The sequence below is a fragment of the Planococcus plakortidis genome (assembly GCF_001687605.2).
Classification (GTDB): Bacteria; Bacillota; Bacilli; order Bacillales_A; family Planococcaceae; genus Planococcus; species Planococcus plakortidis.
The window spans coordinates 1,335,460-1,361,489 of the sequence record NZ_CP016539.2 but is presented as its reverse complement, the minus strand read 5'-3'; the positions used below and the strand labels follow the sequence as shown (position 1 = coordinate 1,361,489).

The window sequence follows — 26,030 nt, the reverse complement described above, 5'->3', positions numbered from 1 at the left end:
GCCGGCCTTCCTTCTATCCAACCAGGCGCTAGGCCCAGTGTGAATTAGTTGTTAGATGCTTTTTTCGCTTGGTCAACCAAAGCTGTGAAAGCAGCTGCATCAGATACAGCGATTTCAGCTAGCATTTTGCGGTTGATGTCGATGCCAGCAAGTTTCAATCCGTGCATCAAACGGCTGTATGAAATATCGTTCATACGAGCTGCTGCATTGATGCGTGTGATCCACAATTTACGGAAATCACGTTTTTTGTTGCGACGGTCACGGTAAGCATAGTTACCTGACTTCATGACTTGTTGGTTCGCTACTTTAAATAGTAAGTGTTTAGAACCGTAATAACCTTTAGCTAATTTTAATACTCTTTTACGACGCTTGCGCGTCACTGTTCCGCCTTTTACGCGTGGCATATTGAATTACCTCCTGCTTGAATATGAAAAATTCGATTTTTGTAGTTGTTTGTGTCTAGACTGCAACGGCCAACTCCTCGGCCTCAAGCTGCCCATCCTGTGCGGCATAGGGCGCCGCTTCGGAAGTTCATCTTAAGCCTGCCGGAGCTGAAACGGCCGTTTTCGCTTTTCGTTCTTACTTCATGTTGTAGATCAAAGATTTGATGCGTTTCAAGTCGCCGGCAGAAACCAATGAACTCTTGCGGAGCTTGCGTTTTTGCTTAGTTGACTTGTTCGCGAACAAGTGGCTTGTGTGGGAACGGTTGCGTTTTACTTTACCAGTTCCAGTTTTCTTGAAGCGTTTAGACGCTCCACTGTGGCTTTTCATTTTTGGCATTTCGGGTTCCTCCTAAACAATTATGCTATTATTCCTTCTCGTTGACCGGGTTCAGCATCAGGAACATGCTGCGGCCTTCCATTTTCGGGCGCTGTTCAACCGTCGCGACTTCCTTGCACTCTTCTGCGAAGCGTTCAAGGACGCGTTGTCCGATTTCCTTGTGCGTGATCGCACGGCCTTTGAAACGGATTGAAGCTTTCACTTTGTCGCCTTTTTCAAGGAACTTGATGGCATTGCGGAGCTTCGTGTTAAAATCATGGTCATCGATGCCAGGGCTCAAACGAACCTCTTTCACATTGATGATTTTTTGGTTTTTACGAATTTCGCGCTCTTTCTTTTGCTGTTCAAATTTGAACTTGCCGTAGTCCATGATCCGTGCGACCGGTGGCTTAGCTTGAGGAGCCACAAGCACTAGATCCAAATTGACACGGGCTGCAATCTCGAGCGCCTCGTTGCGTGATTTGATGCCGAGCTGTTCACCATTTTGGTCAATAACCCGTAATTCACGTGCACGAATGCCTTCGTTTACATTGTTGTCTCTGCTAATAATGATCCACCTCCGGGTAGTGTCGCGAATAGCTTAAATGTGTAAACCGGATCTTCCGGTTCACAGGCGCAAACAAAAAGCGGGCGAACCCCGAGGAGTCCGCCCGCCATAATATGACACATGCTAACTGCATGTAAAAGTCAATCGTGTCTACCTGCCAACAATCGGTCGATCAGGTGAGAAGCGGGCGCTCCTGCTTGCACATATAAGTATTCAATAACCTAAATAAGAATAGCACGCAGTGTTTTCACTGTCAAGCACTTTAACGAAGTTCGGACTGGACGAGTTTGAGGAAGTCTTCAAATGGCATGCTCTCCGACTTCTGCTCTCCGTATTTGCGGACGTTGACCGAGCCGCTTTCCAGTTCCTTATCCCCGATAACGAGCATATAAGGAACTTTCTGCATTTGGGCTTCGCGGATTTTATAGCCCAGCTTTTCATCACGCTCATCGATGTCGACGCGCAATTTATGCTGCTGCATTTTCTCTTGAAGCTCTTTTGCATATTCGCTGTGTACATCAAGCGATACCGGGATGATTTCCACCTGCACTGGTGCGAGCCAAGTCGGGAAAGCGCCTTTGTATTCTTCGATCAGGAAAGCGACGAAACGTTCCATCGTGGACACGACCCCGCGGTGGATAACGACCGGGCGATGCTGTTTGCCGTCTTCGCCGATATACGTCAAATCGAATTTCTCCGGCAATAGGAAGTCGAGCTGGACAGTCGATAACGTTTCCTCTTTGCCAAGTGCTGTTTTCACTTGAACGTCGAGTTTCGGACCGTAGAATGCCGCTTCACCTTCTGCTTCGAAATAATCGAGGCCAAGTTCATCCATCGCTTCTTTCAGCATCGATTGCGCTCGGTTCCACATGGCGTCATCGTCATAGTATTTTTCTTTGTCTTCCGGGTCGCGGTAGGATACCCGGAATGAATAATCTTTCAGATCGAAGTCTTTGTACACTTCGATCACGAGATTGACGACGCGCTTGAACTCTTCTTTGATCTGGTCCGGACGCACGAATAGATGCGCATCGTTCAATGTCATGCCGCGTACGCGCTGCAGGCCGGACAAGGCACCTGACATCTCGTAGCGGTGCATGAGCCCCAGTTCTGCGATGCGGATCGGCAATTGGCGATAAGAATGGATGCCCTGTTTATAAATCATCATGTGATGCGGGCAGTTCATCGGGCGCAGCACAAGGTCTTCATTGTCCATGCTCATGACGGGGAACATGTTTTCCTGGTAGTGATCCCAGTGGCCGCTAGTCTTGTACAGTTCAACACTGCCCATGACCGGCGTGTAGACGTGGTCATAGCCCATGCGCTCTTCTTTGTCGACGATATAGCGCTCGATGATGCGGCGGATGGTCGCGCCTTTCGGCAGCCACATCGGCAAGCCTTGCCCGACTTTTTGGGAGTTCATGAATAAATTGAGCTCCTTGCCGATTTTGCGGTGGTCACGTTCTTTCGCTTCTTCCAGCATTTCAAGATGAGCTTTCAGTTCTTCTTTTTTGAAGAACGCTGTGCCGTAGATGCGCTGGAGCATCTTGTTGTCGCTATCACCGCGCCAGTAGGCACCTGCGACACTCAACAATTTGAATTCCTTCAATTTACCAGTCGATGGCACGTGGATGCCGCGGCACAGGTCGAAAAATTCACCTTGTTCGTAGATCGATACTTGCTCATCTTCAGGAATTGCTTCAAGCAACTCCAGTTTGTAAGGATCGCTGATTGCTTCAAAACGTTGTTGCGCTTCGTTTCTCGAGACTTCCACACGGACGATGTCCAAGTTCTCATTGATGATTTTCTTCATTTCTTTCTCGATGACCGGCAGATCTTCACTTGTGATCGCCGATTCAGTATCGATATCGTAATAGAAACCATTTTCGATGACTGGCCCAACGCCAAGCTTGGCGTCGGGATACAGGCGTTTGACTGCTTGGGCCATCAAATGCGCTGAACTGTGGCGCAGCACTTCCAAGGCTTCTTCGGATTCCGGAGTGATGATCGCGATATCGCCGTCCTCTTCGAGTGGGGCTTTCAAGTCGACCAACTTGCCTGACAGTTTGCCCGCTACCGCTTTTTTGCGAAGGCCGGGGCTGATCGATTGAGCGATCTCTTCAGTGGATGTTCCTTTTTCGAACTCTTTTACTGCGCCATCCGGAAATGTTAGTTGAATCATGTCTGTCATATGAATCTCTCCTTTAAGTGATTTGGGTGAATCGCGAACCACAGGGTCTGGTTCAGCGTTTCCGGCTTTCTTGGTGTCCAGCTACAGCTGCCTGCTCCTCGGGTCGTAAGCCAGCCTCCTTGTGCGGCAAACAGCGCCGCTTCGGAACCCTGCCTTACGCCTGTCAGAGCATAACGGCAGCTTCCGCTTTTCTTGGTGTCTAGCTTCAGCTGCCTGCTCCTCGGGTCGTAAGCCAGTTTCCCTATGCAGCAAAAAGCGCCGCTTCGGGAACCCGGCTTACGCCTGTCGGAGCATAACGGCAGCTTCCGCTTTTCTTTTTTTCCACACAAAAAGCTCCATCCCAAAAGGGACGAAGCTCTGTTCGTGGTTCCACCCTTCTTCTCTTCCGCACCGTTCTTGCGCGCGGAATGAAGCTCTGCATCGGCTAACGGGCCGGTACCGTCGCCTGCTACTGGAGTTCGCAGGCGCTGCTCGAAGGGGGTAACCGAAAACGCTGTGCCGGGAAGCTTTCAGCCATGTCTTCCCTCTCTGTGTGCCATGCGCAATCGATCATGTCCTTGTCATTGCATGTAAATCAATATTGATGATTCTTACTATACGATGAAAAAAATCAAAAGGCAATAGTTTCTATTGCTTGTTGCGGCGGTTTTCGCCTTCAAGTTTGACCGGGACTGTCAGCGCCTGGATCCGTTCCATGATGCGCGCTGCTTTCAAGTCTTCTTTTTCGCCGCGCTGTGAATACGTCAGATGGTGCGCAAGTTCTGAATAACTGAAGTTCGAACTCATGAATGTCGGCAATTTTTCCGCCATCCGGTAATGAAGGATTGTGCCAAGCACTTCATCGCGCGTCCAGCTCGACATCGCTTCAGCCCCGATGTCATCGAGCATGAGGACGTCGGCCTTTTTGACGTATTCGATTTTCTCCTGGAGCGTATGGTCGCCGATCGCCTGCTTCATTTCGCGCATGAATTCCGGAACGAACACTAGAACCGATTTGACATTGACTTCCGCCAGTTCATTCGCCACTGCGCCGAGCAAATATGATTTGCCGGTACCGAATTTCCCGTACAGATACAATCCTTTTTCCGGAAGGGAATCCGGGCCGTTCGCTTGTTCCAAGAATTCATCGACTGCCCGGAAGGCAGGGAGCCTCCGGTCATCCAATTCAAAACTTTCGAATCTCGCCTGCATGACTTCTTTTGGCATGTACATGCTGTGGATCAACGATGACGCGTGGCGCTTATTGTCTTCCACTGCTTTCAAACGGCATTTCGTGTAGGAGATGCCGATATTGCCCCGCTCTAGCACCAGATTCGGTTCGAATCCTTTTAAATGATTGATGCAGCCACCGAGATTTGGGCATTTATTGCAGTCATGCGACTGGTCAATATACTCATATAGCTTGCCCATGCCTTTTTCCACTGTCGGCCCGTCAATTTCCTCTTCATGTTCTTTCAGGAACTTGAGGACGCCGGGATGTTCCAGCACTTCTTTCTTCATTGCATCATAGCGCTCGGAAAATGAGGGCGCATTGACAACTCGCTTCATCGTTTCACGAATCGGTTCCATTTAATCACCCTTCCTTCTCTTCAACGCAAGCTTCGCAAGCATCTTCTGCTTTTCTTGTTCGAGCTGTTCGCTCGAAGCCCCTTGCACAGGTGTTTCCACTTCATCTTTTTTATTGAACCATTCCGGTAATTTTTCTTCGCGGATCGGCTTGCGGCCGGAAGATGGCGCACGTTTCGGTGCGGTACTTGATTCGTTTTTCCATTTCATGTATTGCTCGTGTTCGATACGTGCAAATTCCATCGCCTGCTTGGCTGTCGTGACATTTTTTCTCAACCAATGCGATGCAATCTTTTCTACATATGCTTTCGTCAATTTCATATCCGTACGCAACAGGACGTATTGAAGCAGCACATTGACGACAGCCGGCTCCATGCCATGCTGCGTTACCAATTGGTTCGCCAATTGCACATCCGCTGGCAGCGGTTCTTTTCCGTCTGCGATATCCCGCAATACTTGGATCGGCGATGCCGATTCCAAATAAGCGATCAACTCGTCTTCTTTGTTTGACGACGACTGTGTCGTTTTTGGTTCCTTCGCTGTCGGCTCTGCCTCCTTGACTGGCTCCAGCTTTGGCGCAGTGGTGGTGACGGTCATCTTATAATAATCGGAAGCAGCCTTGCGCAGCCCTTCCTCATCTATCCGGTAATCATCTTCAATCGCCAGCAAGATGACTTTTTGCATCTCAAGCGGGCCAAACCCGTAGAGAAACGAAAGCTTTACGATAAAGTTACGGATGGCCGGCGTCAATACACGCTTCGGCACAAGCTGCTCGGAGAGACCTTGTCGCAACAGCGCAAAATCGAAATCCTGCTCCATCTCGTATTTCCCGTCCGTCCGCGCTTCAAAATCTTGTTGATCTGCAGGGTAGCCAGACTTGGCGTGCACTGGCTGGAAAATATCGGTGAAGGTCCTGGAGACTTCTTCATATCCTTCGGCGAGCGGCGTCTGTATGAGGAACCGGTCACGGACCCGGCGATACGAAGATTCCCCGACCTTGCTGAACAAGAACATCGACAAAAGCGGATCGGCAAAAAAAGTTTTCGGGTCGAGCGGCGGGCACAGTTCATATATGAAAGAACGGCCTTCCCCGTCCTTGCGGAAAGTTTTCAATAACCCGATCGCTTCGAGCTGGATACGGGATTCAAAAATCGCCTTGACCGGTTTTCCGAGCGTGTTCATCAATGCGTAATGCGTCGAATCCCCAGAGCCCATCTCCCCGTCTGCCCATAGCGTCAAATAGAGGGAGACGGCATCCGGACCGACCATCGGCTGATAGAGCAGCGTCAGCAATTGACGGTCATAATTGGAGAACGGGTATGGCATGCGGATCCGGTACGAATCGGCGGGCTGGAGTTCATTGTATAACATCATGTGCTCACCGCCTTATTTACTGTCTTTGTCGCCGGGATTGCGGTCGAGCAGTTCTTTCAGTTCATCGATAAAGACCGTAATGTCTTTGAACTGGCGATAGACGGAAGCGAAGCGGACATAGGCGACTTCATCGATATCCGCCAAGCGGTTCATGACCAGTTCTCCGACCTCTTCTGATTTCACTTCAGGATTGCCGCTGCGGCGAAGTTCTTTTTCAATATCGAATACGACCTCTTCAAGCCTATCGAGCGAGACCGGCCGTTTTTCACATGCCCTGATCAAGCCGCGCAACACTTTCTCGCGGCTGAATTCCTCACGGGAGCCGTCTTTCTTCACGACGATCAGCGGCATTTCCTCCACCTTCTCGAACGTAGTGAAGCGGTAGCCGCAAGCTTCGCATTCACGGCGCCTGCGGATTGATTTCATTTCGTCTATTGGCCGCGAATCTACTACGCGGGTGCCGTTATGCTGGCAAGCTGGACATTTCATGGTAGACATCTCCCCGAAAATTCTCTATCTAGTAGTAACAGTATAACAAAAAAATTCCCCAAACATTAGAAAAAGCAGAGGATTTTCTCCTCTGCTTGTGTTTTGCATTATTAACGGCCGGTTACACTGTCAGTGACACTTTGGTCGCTCCAGCGCCGACTGGCCCCATGCCGCGTGGCACTTCCGTTACTTCGCTCTGCTTTGAATCCAAAGCTTGTGCGATGTAATCAGCTGCAATTGTCGGATCAAGATCTCCGCAAGTATACACATCGACACTTGCATAGCCGTGTTCCGGGAAGCTGTGGATGGTCAGGTGTGATTCCGAAATGATGACTACGCCGCTGACACCCTGTGGTGCAAATTTATGAAAAGCGACTTCGCGGATTTCCGCACCTGATTTGAGTGCTGCATCAACAAAAGTCTTTTCGATATAATCCATATCGTTTAATTTGTCAAAATCACACTGCCAAAGTTCTGCGATTACGTGACGTCCCATAGTTTCCATGGTTCGTTTCCCCCTTTGATAACATTTTGGTTTTGCGCAAAATATTCAAAGTTGACTACCACGGGGGAAAGTTAGTCCAGAGAGGTCCTAACCCTTTAAGCAGCCATAAGAATAAGTATATACGCTCCTAATTCCTTGCTCTACATGATAAATAGAAATTGAGAAGTGGCATCCGTTTCCGGCTACGATTCATAGTATATGATGAATGTTTTCGAAATGCAATAAATAAATGCTCCCGAAGAAAAATTTTTTCAATATAAAAACAAAAAAGATTCCGCTCTTCCAATAAGGAGGAATGCGGAATCTTTCAGCATTATTTTGAAGCGACAGCCATGGAATTGGCTACTTTTTTCATCAAGTCGACAACGCGGGCCGAGTAGCCCCATTCGTTATCATACCAAGCGAGCACTTTCACTTTGCGGTCGCCCATGACAATGGTGGTCAATCCATCAACGATTGCAGAGCTTGGGTTCGTATTGAAATCGATCGACACGAGCGGTTCCATGGTCAAATCGAGGATGCCCGCAAGCGCGCCTTCCGATGCTTCCGTGAATGCGCGGTTGACCTGTTCTACCGTGACATCCTGCTGGACATCGACGACCAGGTCGACAAGTGACACATTCGGCGTCGGTACACGCAGTGCCAGGCCATGCAATTTCCCTTCCAGCTCAGGAAGAACCAGCGACAATGCTTTTGCAGCCCCTGTGGAAGTCGGGATGATCGACTGTGCACAAGCGCGGGCGCGGCGAAGGTCCTTATGCGGGTTATCCAGGTTCTTCTGGTCGTTGGTATAGGCATGGACAGTCGTCATCAAGCCATTTTCGATGCCGAATGCATCGTTCAAGACTTTCGCGACAGGAGCCAGGCAATTGGTCGTGCAGCTGGCATTCGAGATGATATCGTGTTTCTCGACATCCAATTTATCATCGTTGACGCCCATGACGATCGTGATGTCCTCATTTTTACCAGGAGCAGTCAGGATGACTTTTTTCGCGCCGGCTTCCAGATGAAGCGCCGCTTTATCGCGCGAATTGAACTTGCCTGTGGCTTCGATGACGATGTCGACGCCCATTTCGCCCCATGGGAGTTTCAATGGATCGCGCTCGCTCACCAATTGAATACGCTTTCCGTTTACAACCAACGCATTTTCTTCAGCTTTCACTTCTCCGGCAAAAGTACCGTGGTTTGTGTCATACTTAATCAAATGAGCAAGCGTTTCAGCCGGATAACTGGCATTTACCGCCGAAATTGTCACGTCATCCATCAATACCGCTTGTCTGAAAACCATACGGCCGATGCGGCCAAACCCGTTAATTGCAATCGAAACTGTCATGTATTTGTCCTCCAATTAAATAAGTCATACTCATATTTTTCAATTCGATATATAGTATAACACATTATTCTCTTTAGAGAACCTGAAAACAGAAGAAAGCGCATACTTTTTTACGGATGTGTCAGCCAATTGTCCAATATGCGCTTCAATTGGCGTTTTGTATCATCCACGGAACCGTTGTTGTCGAGCACTTCATCCGCCCCTTCTTCTTTGACGACCATCGGCAATTGCGAGGCGATCCGCGCCTTTGCCTCCTGTTCAGTCAAGCCGTTACGCTCCATGAGGCGTTTCAATTGTTCTTGTTCCGATACGCTGACGACCAGGATCTTATCGACCATATGCTGGAGCTTGCTTTCAAATAGGAGCGGGATGTCCATGATAACGGTTTCATATCCTTCAGCCAAAAATGCTTGGCGCTGCCTAAGCATCTCCCGGCGTATTGCCGGGTGGATGATATCATTCAGTTTTTTTCGGCTCGCAGGATCATTGAAGATGATCGCCCCGACTTTCTCGCGGTCCATCGAGCCATCCGCACGTATCACTTCCGGGCCGAATGCTTGCTCGATGCTCTGCAAGGTTTCCGTTCCGGGTTCGACGACTTGCCTGGCGACCAGGTCGGCGTCAACGACCGGATATCCCAATTCCTTGAGCATCTGCGAGACAGTGCTTTTGCCGCTCGCGATGCTACCCGTGAGTCCAATGATCATGTAGTTTCCTCATTTCTGGCAAGACGGGCAATAGACAGACGCCCGGCTCGCAATTTTCACTGTTTTGGTCTCTGTGCCGCAAATTGTGCACGTCTTCTTGCCGTACATGCCGAAACGGTTCTGCATGCTGCCCGACTCCCCGTTGATGTTGCGGTAATCGGAAATCGTGCTGCCACCCGCTTCAATGCTCTCAAGCAAAATGGCGGCTATCGCCTGGAACAATTCAATTTTCCGCTTGCGGCTGATGCGGCTTGCGGCACGCTTCGGATGGATCTTCATGCGGAACAAGGCTTCGGTGGCGTATATATTGCCGCATCCCGAGATGACCGTGCCGTCCATGATGACTTCCTTGATCGGCTTGTTGCGGAATTTCGGGCTTTCCGCTTGCTGTAAAAACCACTCCAGCGCCCCGTCTGCAAACGGCTCCGGCGCCATCAATAGGAGCGGCGGGAAATCGGCTTCGGTCTCCAGCACCCGCATCTCCCCAAAACGCCGGATGTCCGAGAAGGCCAGCAGGTTGCCATCATCAAGCGTCAGCACCACATGGACGTGGCGCCTGAACTTATCTTCCGGGATCGCCAGCAGGCTATCGACGAAAAACCAGGCCCCCGACATCCCCAAATGGTTGACGAGCAGGAATTCCTGCTCGTTTTTCATGGTCATATAGATATATTTGCTGCGCCGTTCGACGGCGAGTATTTGGGCTCCGGCCAGCCGTTCTTGGAAATCATCCGCTTCGATGCGCTTCAAGATCGCATCCTTGCCTGCTTGCTTTGATTTTCGGATCGTATCGGACACATCGACCGAAACGATCCGCTTGCCGATCGATACGGGGCGGATTTGCCGGACCACCCCTTCTACTTCCGGAAGTTCCGGCATCGCATATTCCTCCTTATTTGGTATCGTACCAGGTGTCCCCGGTCGCGATATCCACTTTTAACGGGACATTCAGTTCCACTGCAGATTCCATGATTTCGGGTACCAGCTTCATTAATCGATCGATTTCTTCGGGCGGCGCTTCGAAAATGAGCTCATCGTGGACCTGCAGGAGCATTCTCGATTTTAAGCCTTCACGCTCAAGCGCCGCATCCATTTCGATCATCGCCTGTTTGATGATATCGGCTGCACTGCCCTGTATCGGCGTATTCATCGCGGTACGTTCGGCAAAGCTGCGCAAATTGAAGTTCGAGCTATTGATGTCCGGCAAATAGCGGCGACGGTTCATCAGGGTTGTGACATAGCCGTCTTTTTTTGCCTGTTCGACGATTGAACTCATATAGCCCTGGACGCCCGGGAAGCTGGCTAAATATTTCTCGATGAAATCAGCCGCTTCTTTCCGGGTGATATTCAGGCTTTGGGACAAGCCATAATCGCTGATGCCATAAACGATGCCGAAGTTTACCGCTTTGGCGGCGCGGCGCATATCCGATGTCACTTCTTCCAGCGTGACATTGAAGACATCGCTCGCCGTTTTCGTATGGATGTCAAGGTCTGCCTTAAAAGCTTCGATCAAGCTCTTGTCTTTCGACATATGGGCGAGTACGCGCAATTCGATCTGGGAATAGTCTGCTGCGACCATCACCCATCCGGATTCTGATGGGACGAATGCTTTGCGGATCTTGCGCCCCTCTTCCAGGCGCACCGGAATGTTCTGCAAGTTCGGGTTGGTCGAACTGAGCCTGCCGGTCGTCGTCAACGCCTGCTGGAAACGGGTATGGATCTTGCCGTCCTCATGGATCTCTTTCAATAAGCCTTCGATATATGTCGACAGCAATTTGCCCAGCTGGCGGTACATGAGGATATGGTGGATGATTTCATGTTTGCCTTCAAGTTTCTCCAATACATCCGCTGCAGTCGAGTAACCGGTCTTCGTTTTTTTGATTACCGGCAAGCCAAGCTGCTCGAAAAGGATGACTCCGAGCTGTTTCGGCGAATTGATGTTGAACTCCTGGCCGGCCAGCGAATAGATTTCCTGTTCGATCATGCCGAGCTGGCGCTTTAATTCCACGCCCATATCCGCCAATTGCCCACGGTCCACCTTCACGCCGAGCGATTCCATTTCGCCGAGCACTTTGGCGAGCGGCAGTTCCAATTTATCGTATAAATCGAATTGCTCATTTTCTTCCAGCTTTTTGACGACGACGGGGCGCACGTTGTAGATCGCTCTCGCTTTTCTCGCCATGTGCTCATTCAAATCAGCCGCTTCAGGGATTTTTTTCTTCGCTCCTTTGCCGTAAACCTGTTCATTGGTCGACACATCCGAATAACCATATTCACGGACAATATCAGCCAAATCCGTATACTTCAGCGAAGGATTGACGATATAGGCGCCAAGCATCAAATCGAAGTCGACCCCATCGATCTTGATGCCGTTTCTGAGGAACGCCGCTGTCGCCGCTTTTGAATCGGACATGTATTTCTTCGCCGACGGATCCTCGAGCCAGGCTTTCAGCGCTTCTGATTGTTCCGCGACTTCCATCGGGATGACATATGTCGCTTTTTCGGATGCCAATGAAACGCCGAGCAAATCACAGCTATGGTAATGCTCATCGTACAGTTCGAGATGGACCGCCATGCCGTCTTCAAGCAGGCCCGCATCGACTGTATCGAGCACATCGAATTTCAAGTCTTCCTTCTCGGTTTTTTCTGTCGTGTAATCCAGCTTCTCCAGCAATGATTTAAAAGCAAGCTCGTTCCAGATGCGCACCAGTTCATCCTGGTCCGGCCCTGCATAATCGAGTTCATCGATCGACACTTCCACCGGCGCTTGGCGCTCGATCGTCGCGAGCTTCTTAGACAAATAGGCGAGCTCCTCGTTTTCCACGAGCTTTTCCTTCATTTTGCCCTTCTGCTCTTCGATCGCCCCGTAGACGCCTTCCACGGACCCGTATTTGGCGAGCAGTTTCAACGCCGTTTTTTCCCCGACGCCCGGAACGCCCGGAATGTTATCGGATGAATCGCCCATCAAGCCTTTCATGTCGATGATCTGCAGCGGCGTCAGGCCGTATTTCTCTTGGATATGGTCCACCGTATATTTCTCGATATCGGTGATGCCTTTTCGCGTGATGTAGACGACCGTTGAATCCGAGGCGAGTTGCGTTAAATCCTTGTCGCCGGAAACGACAACGACTTGGTCGCCTGCCTGTTCGGCTTGAAGGCTCAGCGTGCCGATGATATCATCCGCCTCATAATTATCGAGTTCGTATTGTTTGATTTGGTAAGCTGAAAGCAATTTGCGCAAATACGGGAATTGCTCAGACAGCTCCGGTGGGGTCTTTTGCCGGCCACCTTTGTATTCTTTAAAAGCTTCGTTGCGGAATGTCGTCTTTCCGGCATCGAATGCCACCATCATATGGGTCGGCTTTTCTTCCTCCAATAGCTTTTGCAGCATCGTTGTAAAACCGTATACTGCATTCGTGTGCACCCCGTTGTCATTCGTCAATAATGGCAGCGCGAAAAATGCACGGTATGCCAGGCTGTTGCCATCGAGCAATAGAATTTTCTTTGACACAAAATTACCCCTTTCCATAAAAAAAGCCGTCATTCCCTTTATTTTACCACGCAGGCAAATAGAAGAGAAATGACGGCTCGTCAGCTATTCAAGATTTCCGGATAGCAGCCTTGCATAAGGAGAATCCGACGGCATGATGATCACCGTATCTTCACCGACCGTTTTCGAATATGATTCGAGTGAACGGTACAGCTCATAAAACTCAGGGTCTTTCGAGAACGATTCGTTATAGATTTGGGCTGCTTCCGATTCCCCATCCGCTTGGATCAAGGCCGCTTCTTTTTTGGCGGTCGCGATCACTTCCTGTGCCTCGCGGTCGGCTTGCGCTTCGATTTCACGCTTGCGCGCGTCCCCTTGCGACAAATAATCCTGTGCCGTTGAATCCCGCTCTGAGATCATGCGCGTAAAGACGGCTTGTTCGTTTTCTGCCGGCAAATCGGTCCGCTTCATGCGGACGTCGACGACTTTGATGCCGTAATGGTCGGTTTCGAGCAATTCATTGACCCTTTCCGTCACTGTGTCGTTCAGGCTGCCCCGAGATGAATTCTCATCATTGATGATTTCGTCATAATTCAGCTGCCCGAGCTCGGTCCGCACCACGGAATAGATGAACTCTTCCATGCGCGATTCGGCATTGATGATTGTACCGGCGTTCGAGATCATGCTCAGCGGGTCGGTTACTCGCCAGACAGCGTAATTATCGATCAAAATGCGCTTTTTGTCTTTCGTATTGATCTCCGCTTCCGTTACGTCATAGGTCATCTGATATTTCGGAATGGTCGTGACGCTTTGGATGAACGGGATTTTCATCTTGATGCCCGGTTCTTCCTGGACTTTGACAACTTCGCCGAATTGCCGGACGACCCGGTATTCATTTTCTTTCACGACATAGGTATTGGTCAGGACGATCAACAAAGCGAAAAATAAGATGGTCGAGATAAGGATCGGTTTCCAGTATTTCCTGTAATTGATCGGTTCCCTCTGCTCTCTCGGTTTTTTCGCCCGGTTCTTATTGCCGAAGATATCCGTTGTATTGGAATTGCCGAATGGCTGTTTCGGATCCATCAGTTGCCGCCCCCTTCTTCAGTTTGTTCTTCTGTTGCCGGCGGTATCGCGGTCTGCATTTCGCCGAGCGGCAGATATTTCATCGTTCCTTCGTCGTCATTCATGATATACAGCTTGGCGTCCGGCAATACCGATTCCAGGGTTTCCATGATCAAACGCTGTCTTGTTACTTCCGGGTTGCTTTCATATTCGGCGTAGAGTTTATCGAATACGGCAACGTCTCCTCGAGCCTGTTCGACGCGCTCGACTTTTTGCGCTTCCGCCCGGGAATTGATGGCGGATTTTTCACCCAACGCTTCGTTGCGCTTCTGGTTTTCGTATTTATTCGCTTCGTTGATTTTGGTGTTCATCGTCTCACGTGCGTCCGTCACGTTCGTGAACGCCGCGCGGACTTCTTCGTTCGGCAGCTCTACATCCTGCAACTTCACAGCCAACACCGAAATGCCGATATCGTATTCCTCGATAAGCGATGACAGCAAGTCACGTGTTTCCGCTTCGATTTCCGCTTTCCCTGAAGTTAGGGCATCATCGATCAAGGAACTGCCAATGATCGACCGGATGGAGGCGGATGTGGCATCGTGAAGCATTTCACGGGGGTCTTCGGCATTGAACAGGAATTTTTTCGGGTCGGTGATTTTCCACTGGACCACAAGATCCGTCAGGACAATGTTCTCGTCTCCCGTGATCATTTTGGTTTCCTTATCGTAGGATGTAACTTCCCCGTCCGCATTTTGGTCATAGCCAAATTGAAGGCTATACGTTTCTTTTGACATCACTTCCGCTTTTTGGATCGGCCAAGGCATCTTGAAATGAAGCCCCGATTCCGTCACCGGTTCCCCCGCTTCACCGAATGTGATGATGACTGCCTGCTCCGATTCATCGACGGTATACCAGGAAGTGAAGACAGCGACCAATAAAAGTATGCCCGCAATCGATAAGCCGATAATCGACAGCACTCGTTTTGTCGTCATGGTGTTTCCCCCTTTTATCTTTATATCTATGTATACGGAATGATTGTGAAATAGTTTCAGGAAAATGGAAAAAGAGCCCGGGGAGGGGCTCTTTTTCAAGTCATGCGGTTGAAGGGGGTTCTATTAAAGAATAGCACCCGATTGTGAAGCTGGTGTTAAGCCATTGTAAACTTACCATTGATTGTTTTTGTATTTCTTATAATAATTCACTTGGCGCGCAAAAAGATACAGCTTGCGTTTCATATGGGTATCTTTTTTATAGAATAGCGGATTGCCCCATTTCTTTTCCTTGATCAAGCGCTTGATGTCTTTTTGGACCGCCTGGTTTTGGACGAAATTGCGCAATACCACTTTCGGGACGACCGTGAACAGGAAATCTTCATTCAAATAAGTGATCGGCTTATCTATCTTGTAGATCAAATCATCGACCAGGTACTCTGCCATATTGTGGCCGAGCGCGGTTACATAATAACTCGAGCGGCCTTGACGGATATTCACTTCGAAGACTTTGAATTTCTTATCGCGCGAATCGTATTTCAAATCGAAATTGGCAAATCCGGTATAGCCGACCGCTTCAAGGAAATGCTGGAGCTTTTGCATCATTTCCTTGTCGAAGCGCGTGATGAGCGCCGTGTAATTGCCGATGGCCGTGACGGTGTGCTCCTGCAAGACGACTTGCGCAAACGTCACCAATTGCGTCTGGCCTTTGGAATTGGCGTAAATGACGGAATCCCACATATATGTATCGTCACCTGGGATAAAATCCTGGATGATCAATTCGTCGCGATAGCCGCTTGCCTTGATTTTCTGGATGACTTCGAATAATGCTTTCGGGCTGTCCACTTTAAAGACTTTTTCCTGCCCTTCGAACTTGTTGCGGCTGTATTCGATGCCATTGCTCGGTTTGACGACGACCGGATACATCATATCGCTATCGTCGAACGGGACATCCTGGCTGCAATTATAGAAATACGTCGTCGGTGTGTCGATCCCATGTTCTTTGCATAGTTCGTAAAAATTCGCCTTCATCTGCAATTTGTTCATCAACTCTTCAGTCGGGTAATTGAAGACATAATGTTCGCGCAGCACTTTGGCATTTTCGATGATCAAGCGCACGTATAGATCGTTCGTGCCGACCAGCAATAAAGTTTTTCCTGGGGCCCTGTATTTCTCGGCCATGCCGATCAAAATATCCGCAAAATGTTCCGGTTCAGACAACTTCTTGTCAAATTCGATGGTTTCAGTGATCGAGCTCATCTCCGTAAAGGACAACGGCTCTTTCCCGATCAAGATCGGCTTGATGCCATACGCTTCATGAAATGAAATCGCCATATTGTATGCATTCATATCCGTACCGACGATGATCGGCAAAAATGGGTGTTTGGTTTCCATATGTTCCTCCTAAATTTCTTCCGCAAGGGGCAAATAGACAGTAAAGGTCGTCCCTACGCCGACTTCGCTTTCGACTTCGACATTGCCATGATGCGCTTCAATGATATGTTTGACGATTGAAAGCCCAAGTCCCGTGCCCCCTGAATTCCGGCTGCGGGCACGGTCTACACGGTAAAAACGCTCAAACAAGCGCCCGATTTCGGCCGCCTCGATGCCGATTCCCTGGTCTGCCACTTTCACGATTGCGCGGCCCTCTTCAGCATAGAGCCCTATCGCCACCGTGGTATTTTCCTGTGAATAAGTAGCGGCATTGATCAATAAATTGACGATGACTTGGATGAGCCGGTTCCCGTCGCCGTTGACGATAACTGGCGCGAGGTCCAATTCAAGGCTTATATTCTTTTCTGCCAGTTTCGGGTGTACCGTTTCGACAGCCCATTCAATCACGGCTTTCATGTCGGTCGGCGTCAATTCGATTTCGAAAGCGGAACGTTCCATATTCGACAGGTTAAGCAAATCATTGATAAGCATTTCCAATCGGTTGCTTTCCGTCTGTATGATTTCCAGAAAGGACAATAACGTGTCCTTGTCCTGATAAGCCCCGTCCAGCAAGGTTTCTGAAAAACCTTTGATCGACGTGACGGGCGTGCGCAATTCGTGGGAAACATTCGCGACGAAATCCTTGCGCACCTGCTCCAATTTCTTCAACTCGGTAATATCGTGGAAAACGATGACCACCCCGAGCCAACGCTCATGCTCTCCGATGACCGGCGCCCCGTAGACATCCAAGTTTTTCATTTTCAGCCCTTCGGCAAACTCGATCTGGTCGCGGGAACGGGTCTCTGTCATGAATACTGTTTCAATGAAGGATTTAAGCTCTGGCGCAATATCGATTTCCCTGTACAGGCTGCCAAGGACCGCTTCACTGCTCAGGCCGGTTTCCTCGAGAAACGCCCGGTTGACCAATGAAATCGTTCCCTGGCGGTCAATCATCACTAAAGCACTGCCCATATTCTCGATCAATGTTTTTAGCCTTTCCTGTTCCATCAAGCGGACAGCGGCGACTTCCTGCAAGTTCCGGGCAAGCACATTGATCGTCTTATTCAACTCCAAGCTGCCCTGGGCATCGGATTCATAGGCGCGAGCGCGGTAATTTCCTTTTACCAGTTCCACTGCGGTTTCTGTCGCATTTTCCACCGGTTCTACTTGCAGGCGGATTATGCGGTTTCCGATGACAGCGGAAATTCCCAGGCCGATCAGGAAAATAAGCCCAAGCGCCACCCAGACTGCGGATTTGTTTTCCGCCTCTTCATATAATGGAAGGAACTGGAGCACAATCAAATAGAGACCGACGAGCAGCGTACCGATCCATAACAGCAAGGAAAATAGCAGGCGGCGCCGGAAAGTCATGAACTTTTCGGCTCCTCGAATTTATAGCCCAGGCCACGGATGGTCTTGATAAAAGTCGGCTTGCGTGTATTCGCTTCGATCTTTTCGCGCAGATGGCTGACGTGGACGTCAACAATACGCGTATCGCCTGCGAAATCGTATTTCCACACAGCACTCAATAATTGGTCGCGGGTCAACACTCTGTTTTTATTTTCTGCCAGGTAGACGAGCAGTTCGAATTCTTTAGGCGTAAATTCCAATTGTTTTTCATCCAAAAATACTTCGAATCTATCCGGGAAAATCTGCAACTTACCGAACACATATGGGGCAGAACCGTCCTGCTGGATAACAGGGCTCGTTTCTGCCCTGCGCAGTACCGCTTTGATGCGGGCGACCACTTCACGCGGGCTGAATGGCTTGGTCATGTAATCATCCGCGCCCAGCTCCAGGCCAAGAACTTTATCGAACTCATCGCCTTTTGCCGTCAGCATGATGATCGGCGTATTCACTTTCTGCTGGCGCAATGATTTGCACACTTCCACGCCATCCATTGAAGGAAGCATCAAATCCAGCACGATCAAGTCCGGGTTCTCACTGAGCGCCTGTTCATAACCTTGCTTCCCGTCATTTGCGATAATCGTCTCATATCCGGCCTGCACCAAATTATAAGATAACAGCGTTGCAATCGAATGTTCGTCTTCAATGATCAAAATTTTCTTCGGCATTTTGCATCCTCCACACTCAATTTGGAACCCCCATCCCAAACCGCTCTAGAAATTCTCCATCGCCTGGGTCGTCAATTGAGTCGACGTCTTCGGCGGCTGTGCCACGATCTTTCCTTCTATGCAAAGGCTACCTTCTTCATCCGTCCCTTCTACACGGATGGTCACCAAGTTCCCCCTTACATCCACGTCGGTCACTTCCAAAAGGAAATCGACTGTCGCGTAATGGTAAACCGGCTTCTTGAATACCAGTTGCTGTTCGCAAATATATGAGCCCGGCCCCGGCATATACTTGGAGACTGCCGATGTAATGATTCCCGTTAACATGATGTTCGGCACGACCGGCTTCTCGAAACTGGTCGTTGAAGCGAAGTCATGCTGGATGTATAAAGGATTTCCATCGTTTGTCAGCCCAAGATACAAGAGCAAATCCTTATCCTCGATCTTTTCCGTCAGCTTCAACTTCTCGCCGACTGTGATATCTTCAATCTTTCTGCCTAGTTTCCGCTTTTTCCCGAGCAACACAGGCTTTCCCTCCCCTAGGTGTTTCATATCCTTATAGTATCAATTCCATGCGCACAAGTGCAAGTTCGCTCGCTTTGCTGCCCATTGAATGAACAGCCGAACCCTTATATAGATATATAGAAAAAGCCGGACAGGAAATCCTGCCCGGCTCCGTGTTTTACGCCAATATATCCATGACCGCTTTTACCGAGGCAGCCGACTTGTCGAGCGCTTGTTTTTCTTCTTCATTCAACTCGATCTCGATGACCTTCTCGATTCCGGACGCCCCAAGGACTGCCGGCACACCCAAATAGATTCCATCCATGCCGTATTCACCTTGCAAATAGGCAATCGACGGCAAGACGCGTTTTTGGTCAAGCAGGATCGCTTCCGCCATTTCCACCAAGGAGGCAGCCGGCGCATAATAAGCAGAGCCGTTGCCAAGGAGGTCGACGATTTCGGCACCGCCTTTTCGAGTCCGTTCCACGATTTGCTCGAGGCGCCCTTTCGGAATCAGGGTCTCAAGCGGGATGCCTCCGGCGAATGAATAGCGGACAAGCGGCACCATATCATCTCCATGGCCGCCCAGCACGAATCCGGTAACGTCTTTAACCGACAAATTAAGCTCTTCGGCAACGAAGCTGCGGAATCGCGCGGAATCGAGCACCCCGGACTGGCCGATCACCCGTTCTTTCGGAAAGCCGGATTCTTTGAAAACAGTGTAGGTCATCGCATCAACCGGATTGGTCAGCACAAGAATTGTCGCATTTGGCGAGTGAGTGACGATTTCTTTTGTAACGGATTTCATGACTTTCTGGTTGGTCTGCACTAAGTCATCACGGCTCATGCCCGGTTTTCTGGCCACGCCTGCCGTAATGATGACAAGGTCGGAGTCTTTCGTATCCGCGTAATCCGAAGTCCCCGTAATATGTGCATCGAAATTCAATACAGGTGCCGCTTCTGCCATATCCAGCGCTTTCCCTTTAACAGGGTCTTCCATTGCCGGAATATCGACGATGACCACATCCCCCAACTCTTTCTGCGCCAGCAGGAATGCCGTCGTGGCACCAGTGAAACCAGAACCGATTACCGAAATCTTTTTCCGTTTGAATGTCATGTAAAACTCCCCTTTCCGTCGGATGATACAACAAAGAGGAGGCCGGAGCCTCCTCTTTCATTTTACATGTTTTTGATTAGTTCATCAGCGAATGCAGATGTTTTTACTTCTGTTGCGCCGTCCATCAGACGTGCGAAGTCATAAGTGACAACTTTAGACGCGATTGTTTTCTCCATTGATTCAGAGATCAATTTCGCCGCTTCTGACCAGCCAAGGTGTTCAAGCATCAATACGCCTGACAAGATGACAGAAGATGGGTTTACTTTATCAAGGCCAGCATATTTAGGGGCTGTACCGTGAGTCGCTTCGAAGATCGCGTGTCCTGTGTCATAGTTGATGTTCGCACCAGGCGCGATTCCGATTCCGCCGACTTGGGCAGCAAGCGCATCAGAGATGTAGTCGCCGTTCAAGTTCATTGTTGCCACAACATCGAACTCGCTTGGGCGTGTAAGGATCTGCTGAAGGAAGATATCAGCGATGGAATCTTTGACAAGGATCTTGCCGGAAGCCAAAGCTTCTTCTTGTGCTTTGTTCGCAGCGTCAGTTCCTTTTTCGTCTTTGATTGCATCGTATTCGTTCCATGTGAAGACTTTATCGCCGAACTCTTGCTCAGCCACTTCATAGCCCCAGTTTTTGAACGCTCCTTCAGTGAACTTCATGATGTTCCCTTTGTGGACAAGCGTTACGGAGTCGCGGCCTTCAGTCAACGCATAGTTGATTGCAGCGCGTACCAAACGTTTTGTTCCTTCTTCAGAAATCGGTTTGATGCCGATACCTGATGATTCAGGGAAGCGGATGTTTTTAACGCCCATTTCGTCAGTCAGGAATGAGATCAATTTTTTCACTTCGTCGCTGCCGTTAGCGTATTCGATACCAGCATAGATGTCTTCAGTGTTTTCACGGAAGATGACCATGTCTGTATCTTCAGGGCGTTTAACCGGTGAAGGCACGCCTTCGAAATAGCGTACAGGACGCAAGCAAGTGTATAGGTCTAGCTCTTGGCGAAGTGCCACGTTCAATGAACGGATACCGCCGCCGATTGGCGTAGTAAGCGGTCCTTTGATTGCGATCAAGTATTCGCGGATAACGTCAAGCGTTTCTTGTGGAAGCCACTCGCCTGTTTCGTCGAAAGCTTTTTGGCCAGCCAAAACTTCTTTCCATACGATTGATTTTTCGCCGTTATAAGCTTTGTTTACCGCTTCTTCAAGTACGCGTGAAGCTGCATTCCAGATATCCGGTCCAGTTCCATCACCGATAATGAATGGGATAACCGCGTTATTAGGGACGTTCAAGACGCCATTTTCTACAGAAATTTTTTCGCCGTTCGTCATGTGTAAGTTCCTCCTGAGTTCAAAGTCATAGGGCTGCACAGTGTGACAGCCCCATCAAATTTTATTATATTGCTTAGATTAACGTTCTTCAACCGGCACGTAGGTCTGCATGCCAGGCCCGATGTATTCCGCACGCGGGCGGATCAAGCGGTTGTTCGAGTATTGCTCCAGGATATGCGCGAGCCAGCCCGAGGCACGGGAGACCGCGAAGATCGGCGTGAACAGGTCGTGCTCGATGTCGAGCGAATGGTAGACGGATGCCGAGTAGAAATCGACGTTTGGCGGAAGCGGTTTTTCGCTTGTCACCAATTCCTCGATTTTCACGGACATTTCATACCATTTCGATTCGCCGCGAAGCTCGGTGAGCTTTTTCGACATGTCGCGCAAATGTTTCGCGCGCGGGTCGCCTTGGCGATAGACACGGTGGCCGAAGCCCATGATCTTCTCTTTGTTCGCAAGCTTTTCCTTGATTACAGGCTCGACGTTGTCGACAGAGCCGATTTCCGTGAGCATCTTCATGACCTGCTCGTTAGCGCCGCCATGGAGCGGGCCTTTCAAGGCGCCGATCGCAGCGGTTACGCCGGAGTAGACGTCAGACAAGGTCGCGACCGCCACACGCGCCGTGAACGTCGATGCGTTCAGCTCGTGATCTGCGTGAAGCACGAGCGCTTTGTTGAAGGCTTCGACTTCAATGTCTTTTGGCTCTTCGCCGGACAGCATGTATAGGAAGTTCGCTGCGAAGCTGTAGTCCGTTTTCGGCTGGATCGGCTCTTTCCCTGCGCGGATGCGGCCGAATGCCGTCACGAGCGTCGAGATCTTCGCCTGGATCTTCACCGCTTTGCGGTAGTTTGCTTCCGGTTCCATCACTTCGGCTTCTTCATCGAAGAGGCCGAGCATGGAGACCGCAGTGCGCAGTGCCGCCATCGGGTGGACGTTCTTGATGTCGTATGTCTTGAAGTGGTCCAGTACCGCTTGCGGTACGGCCATGTTGTCCGCGAGCTGCTGTTTGAGCTCGGCCAGTTCGTCCGCCTTCGGCAAACGCTGGTGCCACAATAGGTAGATCACTTCTTCGAAGCTGGCGTTGTCCGCCAGATCGTCGATATTGTAGCCGACGTATGTAAGGGTATCATCGATGATCGAACTGATCGCCGATTGTGTTGCGACTACACCTTCTAAACCTTTTGATGATGTCATGTAAATCTCTCCTTCTACATTCTACTTCATCATTCCAAAAAAAAAACAGAATAATGAGCCATCTGCTTTCATGCACTTTTCCGTAAATGGACTTACCTAGTCATTATAATCAACTTTGTACAATTTGTGAATGAAAACGCTTGGTAAAATTTAAAAACGATTGCCTAATGATGAATGTACCCGGAATTATCCTACGATAATCCGGGTATTTTTCATCTTCTTCTGAAGCATCCGGTAAACGAACGGCTTGTAGAGCTTCTGCGTCGGCCCGAACAACAAGCTGAAGCCGACTGCATCCGAAATGAATCCCGGTGTCAGCAGCAAAGCGCCGCCGACCAGGATAAAGGCCGCGCCGATCAGGCGGTCGCCGGGAGGCTGCATCTGGCTCATGCTCAACTGTATGTCCCGTATCGCTTTAAGCCCCTGGCGTTTCGCCAAATAAGCGCCGAGCAGCCCAGTCGCGACAATCAACGCAAGCGTCCAGAAAAATCCGATCTGCCCGCCTGCCCAGATCAAAATCGCAAGCTCAAGAGTCGGTACGATCACCAATGCCAGGAAAATCCACTTCATCATAGTCAATCGGCCTCCACAATTTCTTTACAATACGCTTGCATGACCGTGGTAAATGACACCGGCATCCGCATCGATCGTGATTTCCTGGCCGGATTCCACTTTCGCCACCGCATCTTTGACGCCGACAATCACCGGGATCCCAAGGCTCAGCCCAACGACCGCAGCATGGCTTGTCAAGCCGCCCTCTTCCGTCACGATGCCTGAGCAATTATTGATGGCATCCATCATATCGCGGTCGGTGCCGTACGTGACGATGATCTTTCCTTCGGTATCCATCGCCAATGCCTCTTCAGCATTGCGTACGACAACCGCTTCCCCAAAGCCGACATTCTTGCCGATGCCTTGGCCTTTTGCCAAAATATCGCCGATGACGCGCAGTTTCATCAAGTTGGTCGTGCCAGCTTCGCCGACTGGAACACCAGCTGTGATGATCACTAGGTCTCCATGCTTGATTAATCCGTGCTTAAGCGCTTCTTCTACTGCGACTTCAAGCATTTCATCCGTCGATTCGACGCGTGTCCCGACAATCGGCTGCACGCCCCAGATCAATGTCAATTTACGTGCAGTACGGGCAGTCGATGTCACTGCGATGACAGGCGAGCCCGGACGGTACTTGGATATCATTTTTGCCGTATGGCCGCTTTCGGTCGGCGCAAGGATTGCCTGCACGCGCAAATTCAGGGCGGTGTATGCGACAGCTTGGCCGATCGCTTCTGTCATGTTCGATTCTTTTTCCTTCCGGCGGTTGGAAACGATTTGCTTATGGTTCAGGGCAGCTTCAGTCGTTTCGGCGATGCGGTGCATCGTTTCGACCGACTCCACCGGGTAAAGCCCCGCTGCCGTTTCACCCGATAGCATGATCGCATCGGTGCCATCAAAAATGGCGTTCGCTACATCGCTCGCTTCCGCACGCGTCGGACGCGGGTTGCGCTGCATGGAATCCAGCATCTGGGTAGCCGTGATGACCGGCTTCCCTGCGCTATTGCATTTGTCGATCATCGATTTCTGGACGATCGGCACTTCTTCCGCTGGAATTTCCACCCCAAGGTCTCCACGCGCCACCATCAAGCCGTCAGACACCATGATAATTTCATCCAGATTGTCGACGCCTTCCTGGTTTTCGATTTTCGGGATGATTTGGATGTGAGAACCATTGTTTTGTTCCAGCAGGCTACGGATTTCCATGACATCAGAACGTCTGCGGACAAATGAAGCTGCGACAAAATCGACGTCCTGTTCAATCCCGAACAAAAGATCAGCCGCGTCTTTGTCGGTGATGCCCGGCAATTGAACGGAAACTCCAGGAACGTTGACGCCTTTTTTCGTTTTCAGCGTGCCGGCATTTTCAACGATCGTATGGATCTGGCCGCGTTCTTTATCGATGCTTGTCACGCGCAATTCGATCAGGCCGTCATCCAGCAGGATTATGGAGCCTTCATGGACATCTTCGATCAATTTATCATAAGTGATTGAGAACATTTCTTTCGTGCCCAGCACTTCTGTCATGGAAATCGTGATTTCCTGGTCGGTTTCGAGTTCGATGGCATCATTTTCCATTTTATGGGTTCTGATTTCCGGGCCTTTTGTATCCAAAAGGATCCCTACTGTGATGCCGGTCTTTTCAGAAGCTTCGCGGATGCGTTTGATGCGCAAGGCGTGCTCCTCATGGTCGCCATGCGAGAAGTTCAGGCGTGCTACGTTCATGCCCGCTTTCATCAATTGTTCCAATACTTCCGGTGATTCACTTGCCGGCCCAATGGTGCAGACGATTTTCGTTTTTCTCAATAGACTCACTCCAATTAACTGTTTAAATTGATAATTCTTTAGAAAGCTTGTACAAACTCATATCGGCATCGTGCTCTTTTTCGAACGCCGTTGTCATATCATAGTCTACCACCTGATGATTTTTCATGCCAATCGCCAAGCCGCCTTTTCCTTCGAGCAGCACTTCCACTGCCCGGGCGCCGAACAGGCTGCCGAGCACGCGGTCGCGGGCCGTCGGTGAACCGCCGCGCTGGATATGCCCAAGAACCGACACGCGCGTTTCCACATTGGTCTTGCCTGCGATCAGATCGGCCAGTTCCCCGCCGCTCATGACACCTTCCGCAACGATGATGATACTGTGTTTTTTGCCACGCTTGCGGCCATTCTCGAGACGCTCTAGCATATCATCGATATCGAACGGGTCTTCAGGGATAAGGATGGTTTCGGCGCCGCCAGCAAGGCCAGCCCATAAGGCCAGATCGCCCGCATCCCTTCCCATCACTTCGATGATGAATGTCCGCTCGTGGCTTGTCGCTGTGTCACGGATTTTGTCGATCGCCTCGATGACGGTATTCAAGGCCGTATCGAAACCGATCGTATAATCCGTTCCCGGGATATCGTTGTCGATCGTCCCAGGAACGCCGACACTCGGGAATCCTTTTTTGGTCAAGGCCATCGCCCCGCGGTACGAACCGTCTCCGCCGATGACCACCAAGCCCTCAAGCCCTTTTTTCTTCATCTGCTCGATCGCTTTCCATTGCCCTTCGTCTGTGCGGAATTCATCGCAGCGTGCGGAATAGAGCTTCGTGCCGCCGCGCTGGATGATATCGCCGACATCCCCAGCCTGCAAGTCTTCGATGTTTCCTTCGATCAAGCCTTGATAGCCATAATAGACGCCAGCCACTTCAACATCGTGGTAAATGGCTTTCCGGACGACTGCGCGTACTGCCGCGTTCATCCCCGGGGAATCGCCGCCGCTTGTCAATACTCCAATTTTCTTCACCA

General features: G+C 50.1%; 24 protein-coding genes. All 24 read right to left on the bottom strand.

Going from position 1 to position 26,030, the window contains the following annotated elements; translation table 11 throughout:
- Window positions 1–44: 44 nt before the first annotated feature.
- The gene (gene rplT, locus BBI15_RS06925; RefSeq protein WP_068868893.1) at window positions 45–404 is read right to left on the bottom strand and encodes a 50S ribosomal protein L20; all 360 of its coding nucleotides are present in this window, start codon (window positions 402–404) and stop codon (window positions 45–47) included.
- 175 nt (window positions 405–579) lie between these two features.
- A complete protein-coding gene (gene rpmI / locus BBI15_RS06920; RefSeq protein WP_068868892.1) occupies window positions 580–780 on the bottom strand; it encodes a 50S ribosomal protein L35 in 201 nt (66 codons plus the stop codon).
- 28 nt (window positions 781–808) lie between these two features.
- Window positions 809–1,330 (bottom strand): translation initiation factor IF-3, encoded by a 522-nt coding sequence (gene infC, locus BBI15_RS06915; protein WP_068868891.1) that lies wholly within the window; start codon window positions 1,328–1,330, stop codon window positions 809–811.
- A gap of 259 nt (window positions 1,331–1,589) precedes the next feature.
- Window positions 1,590–3,518, bottom strand: coding sequence for a threonine--tRNA ligase (gene thrS / locus BBI15_RS06910; RefSeq protein WP_068868890.1), 1,929 nt, complete (start codon window positions 3,516–3,518; stop codon window positions 1,590–1,592).
- Window positions 3,519–4,145: 627 nt separating this feature from the next.
- Window positions 4,146–5,087, bottom strand: a complete 942-nt coding sequence (gene dnaI, locus BBI15_RS06905; RefSeq protein ID WP_068868889.1) for a primosomal protein DnaI — start codon at window positions 5,085–5,087, stop codon at window positions 4,146–4,148.
- Entirely contained in the window at window positions 5,088–6,458 is a 1,371-nt protein-coding gene (locus BBI15_RS06900; RefSeq protein ID WP_068868888.1) for a replication initiation and membrane attachment family protein, read from the bottom strand. It lies immediately after the preceding gene.
- Between the two features lie 12 nt (window positions 6,459–6,470).
- Window positions 6,471–6,947, bottom strand: a complete 477-nt coding sequence (nrdR, locus tag BBI15_RS06895; RefSeq protein WP_068868887.1) for a transcriptional regulator NrdR — start codon at window positions 6,945–6,947, stop codon at window positions 6,471–6,473.
- Window positions 6,948–7,068: 121 nt separating this feature from the next.
- Window positions 7,069–7,452, bottom strand: a complete 384-nt coding sequence (gene speD, locus BBI15_RS06890) for an adenosylmethionine decarboxylase (RefSeq protein ID WP_068868886.1) — start codon at window positions 7,450–7,452, stop codon at window positions 7,069–7,071.
- A 313-nt stretch (window positions 7,453–7,765) separates the two neighbouring features.
- Window positions 7,766–8,785 (bottom strand): glyceraldehyde-3-phosphate dehydrogenase, encoded by a 1,020-nt coding sequence (locus tag BBI15_RS06885; protein ID WP_068868885.1) that lies wholly within the window; start codon window positions 8,783–8,785, stop codon window positions 7,766–7,768.
- A 110-nt stretch (window positions 8,786–8,895) separates the two neighbouring features.
- Window positions 8,896–9,492, bottom strand: coding sequence for a dephospho-CoA kinase (gene coaE, locus BBI15_RS06880; protein ID WP_068868884.1), 597 nt, complete (start codon window positions 9,490–9,492; stop codon window positions 8,896–8,898).
- 9 nt (window positions 9,493–9,501) lie between these two features.
- The gene (gene mutM / locus BBI15_RS06875; RefSeq protein ID WP_068868883.1) at window positions 9,502–10,371 is read right to left on the bottom strand and encodes a bifunctional DNA-formamidopyrimidine glycosylase/DNA-(apurinic or apyrimidinic site) lyase; all 870 of its coding nucleotides are present in this window, start codon (window positions 10,369–10,371) and stop codon (window positions 9,502–9,504) included.
- 13 nt (window positions 10,372–10,384) lie between these two features.
- Window positions 10,385–13,021 (bottom strand): DNA polymerase I, encoded by a 2,637-nt coding sequence (gene polA / locus BBI15_RS06870; RefSeq protein WP_208599450.1) that lies wholly within the window; start codon window positions 13,019–13,021, stop codon window positions 10,385–10,387.
- Window positions 13,022–13,087: 66 nt separating this feature from the next.
- Window positions 13,088–14,068, bottom strand: coding sequence for a protease modulator HflC (hflC, locus tag BBI15_RS06865; RefSeq protein ID WP_068868881.1), 981 nt, complete (start codon window positions 14,066–14,068; stop codon window positions 13,088–13,090).
- Complete coding sequence (hflK, locus tag BBI15_RS06860; RefSeq protein WP_068868880.1) at window positions 14,068–15,039, bottom strand: FtsH protease activity modulator HflK; 972 nt, start codon at window positions 15,037–15,039, stop codon at window positions 14,068–14,070. Before hflK ends, hflC begins: the two co-directional genes overlap by 1 nt.
- Before the next feature lie 171 nt (window positions 15,040–15,210).
- The gene (locus BBI15_RS06855) at window positions 15,211–16,431 is read right to left on the bottom strand and encodes a carboxylate--amine ligase (RefSeq protein ID WP_068868879.1); all 1,221 of its coding nucleotides are present in this window, start codon (window positions 16,429–16,431) and stop codon (window positions 15,211–15,213) included.
- A gap of 9 nt (window positions 16,432–16,440) precedes the next feature.
- On the bottom strand, window positions 16,441–17,841 hold the full coding sequence (gene pnpS, locus BBI15_RS06850) for a two-component system histidine kinase PnpS (protein WP_068868878.1): 1,401 nt from the start codon (window positions 17,839–17,841) through the stop codon (window positions 16,441–16,443).
- On the bottom strand, window positions 17,838–18,545 hold the full coding sequence (locus tag BBI15_RS06845) for a response regulator transcription factor (RefSeq protein WP_068868877.1): 708 nt from the start codon (window positions 18,543–18,545) through the stop codon (window positions 17,838–17,840). Before BBI15_RS06845 ends, pnpS begins: the two co-directional genes overlap by 4 nt.
- Window positions 18,546–18,590: 45 nt before the next feature.
- On the bottom strand, window positions 18,591–19,067 hold the full coding sequence (locus tag BBI15_RS06840) for a MaoC/PaaZ C-terminal domain-containing protein (RefSeq protein ID WP_068868876.1): 477 nt from the start codon (window positions 19,065–19,067) through the stop codon (window positions 18,591–18,593).
- A 157-nt stretch (window positions 19,068–19,224) separates the two neighbouring features.
- Window positions 19,225–20,163, bottom strand: coding sequence for a malate dehydrogenase (mdh, locus tag BBI15_RS06835; protein WP_068868875.1), 939 nt, complete (start codon window positions 20,161–20,163; stop codon window positions 19,225–19,227).
- A 62-nt stretch (window positions 20,164–20,225) separates the two neighbouring features.
- On the bottom strand, window positions 20,226–21,494 hold the full coding sequence (gene icd, locus BBI15_RS06830; RefSeq protein WP_068868874.1) for an NADP-dependent isocitrate dehydrogenase: 1,269 nt from the start codon (window positions 21,492–21,494) through the stop codon (window positions 20,226–20,228).
- Window positions 21,495–21,572: 78 nt separating this feature from the next.
- A complete protein-coding gene (gene citZ / locus BBI15_RS06825) occupies window positions 21,573–22,688 on the bottom strand; it encodes a citrate synthase (RefSeq protein WP_068868873.1) in 1,116 nt (371 codons plus the stop codon).
- Between the two features lie 186 nt (window positions 22,689–22,874).
- Window positions 22,875–23,261, bottom strand: a complete 387-nt coding sequence (locus tag BBI15_RS06820) for an FxsA family protein (protein WP_068868872.1) — start codon at window positions 23,259–23,261, stop codon at window positions 22,875–22,877.
- Window positions 23,262–23,285: 24 nt separating this feature from the next.
- A complete protein-coding gene (gene pyk, locus BBI15_RS06815; protein WP_068868871.1) occupies window positions 23,286–25,046 on the bottom strand; it encodes a pyruvate kinase in 1,761 nt (586 codons plus the stop codon).
- Between the two features lie 22 nt (window positions 25,047–25,068).
- Window positions 25,069–26,028 (bottom strand): 6-phosphofructokinase, encoded by a 960-nt coding sequence (gene pfkA, locus BBI15_RS06810; RefSeq protein ID WP_068868870.1) that lies wholly within the window; start codon window positions 26,026–26,028, stop codon window positions 25,069–25,071.
- Between the last annotated feature and the right edge of the window lie 2 nt (window positions 26,029–26,030).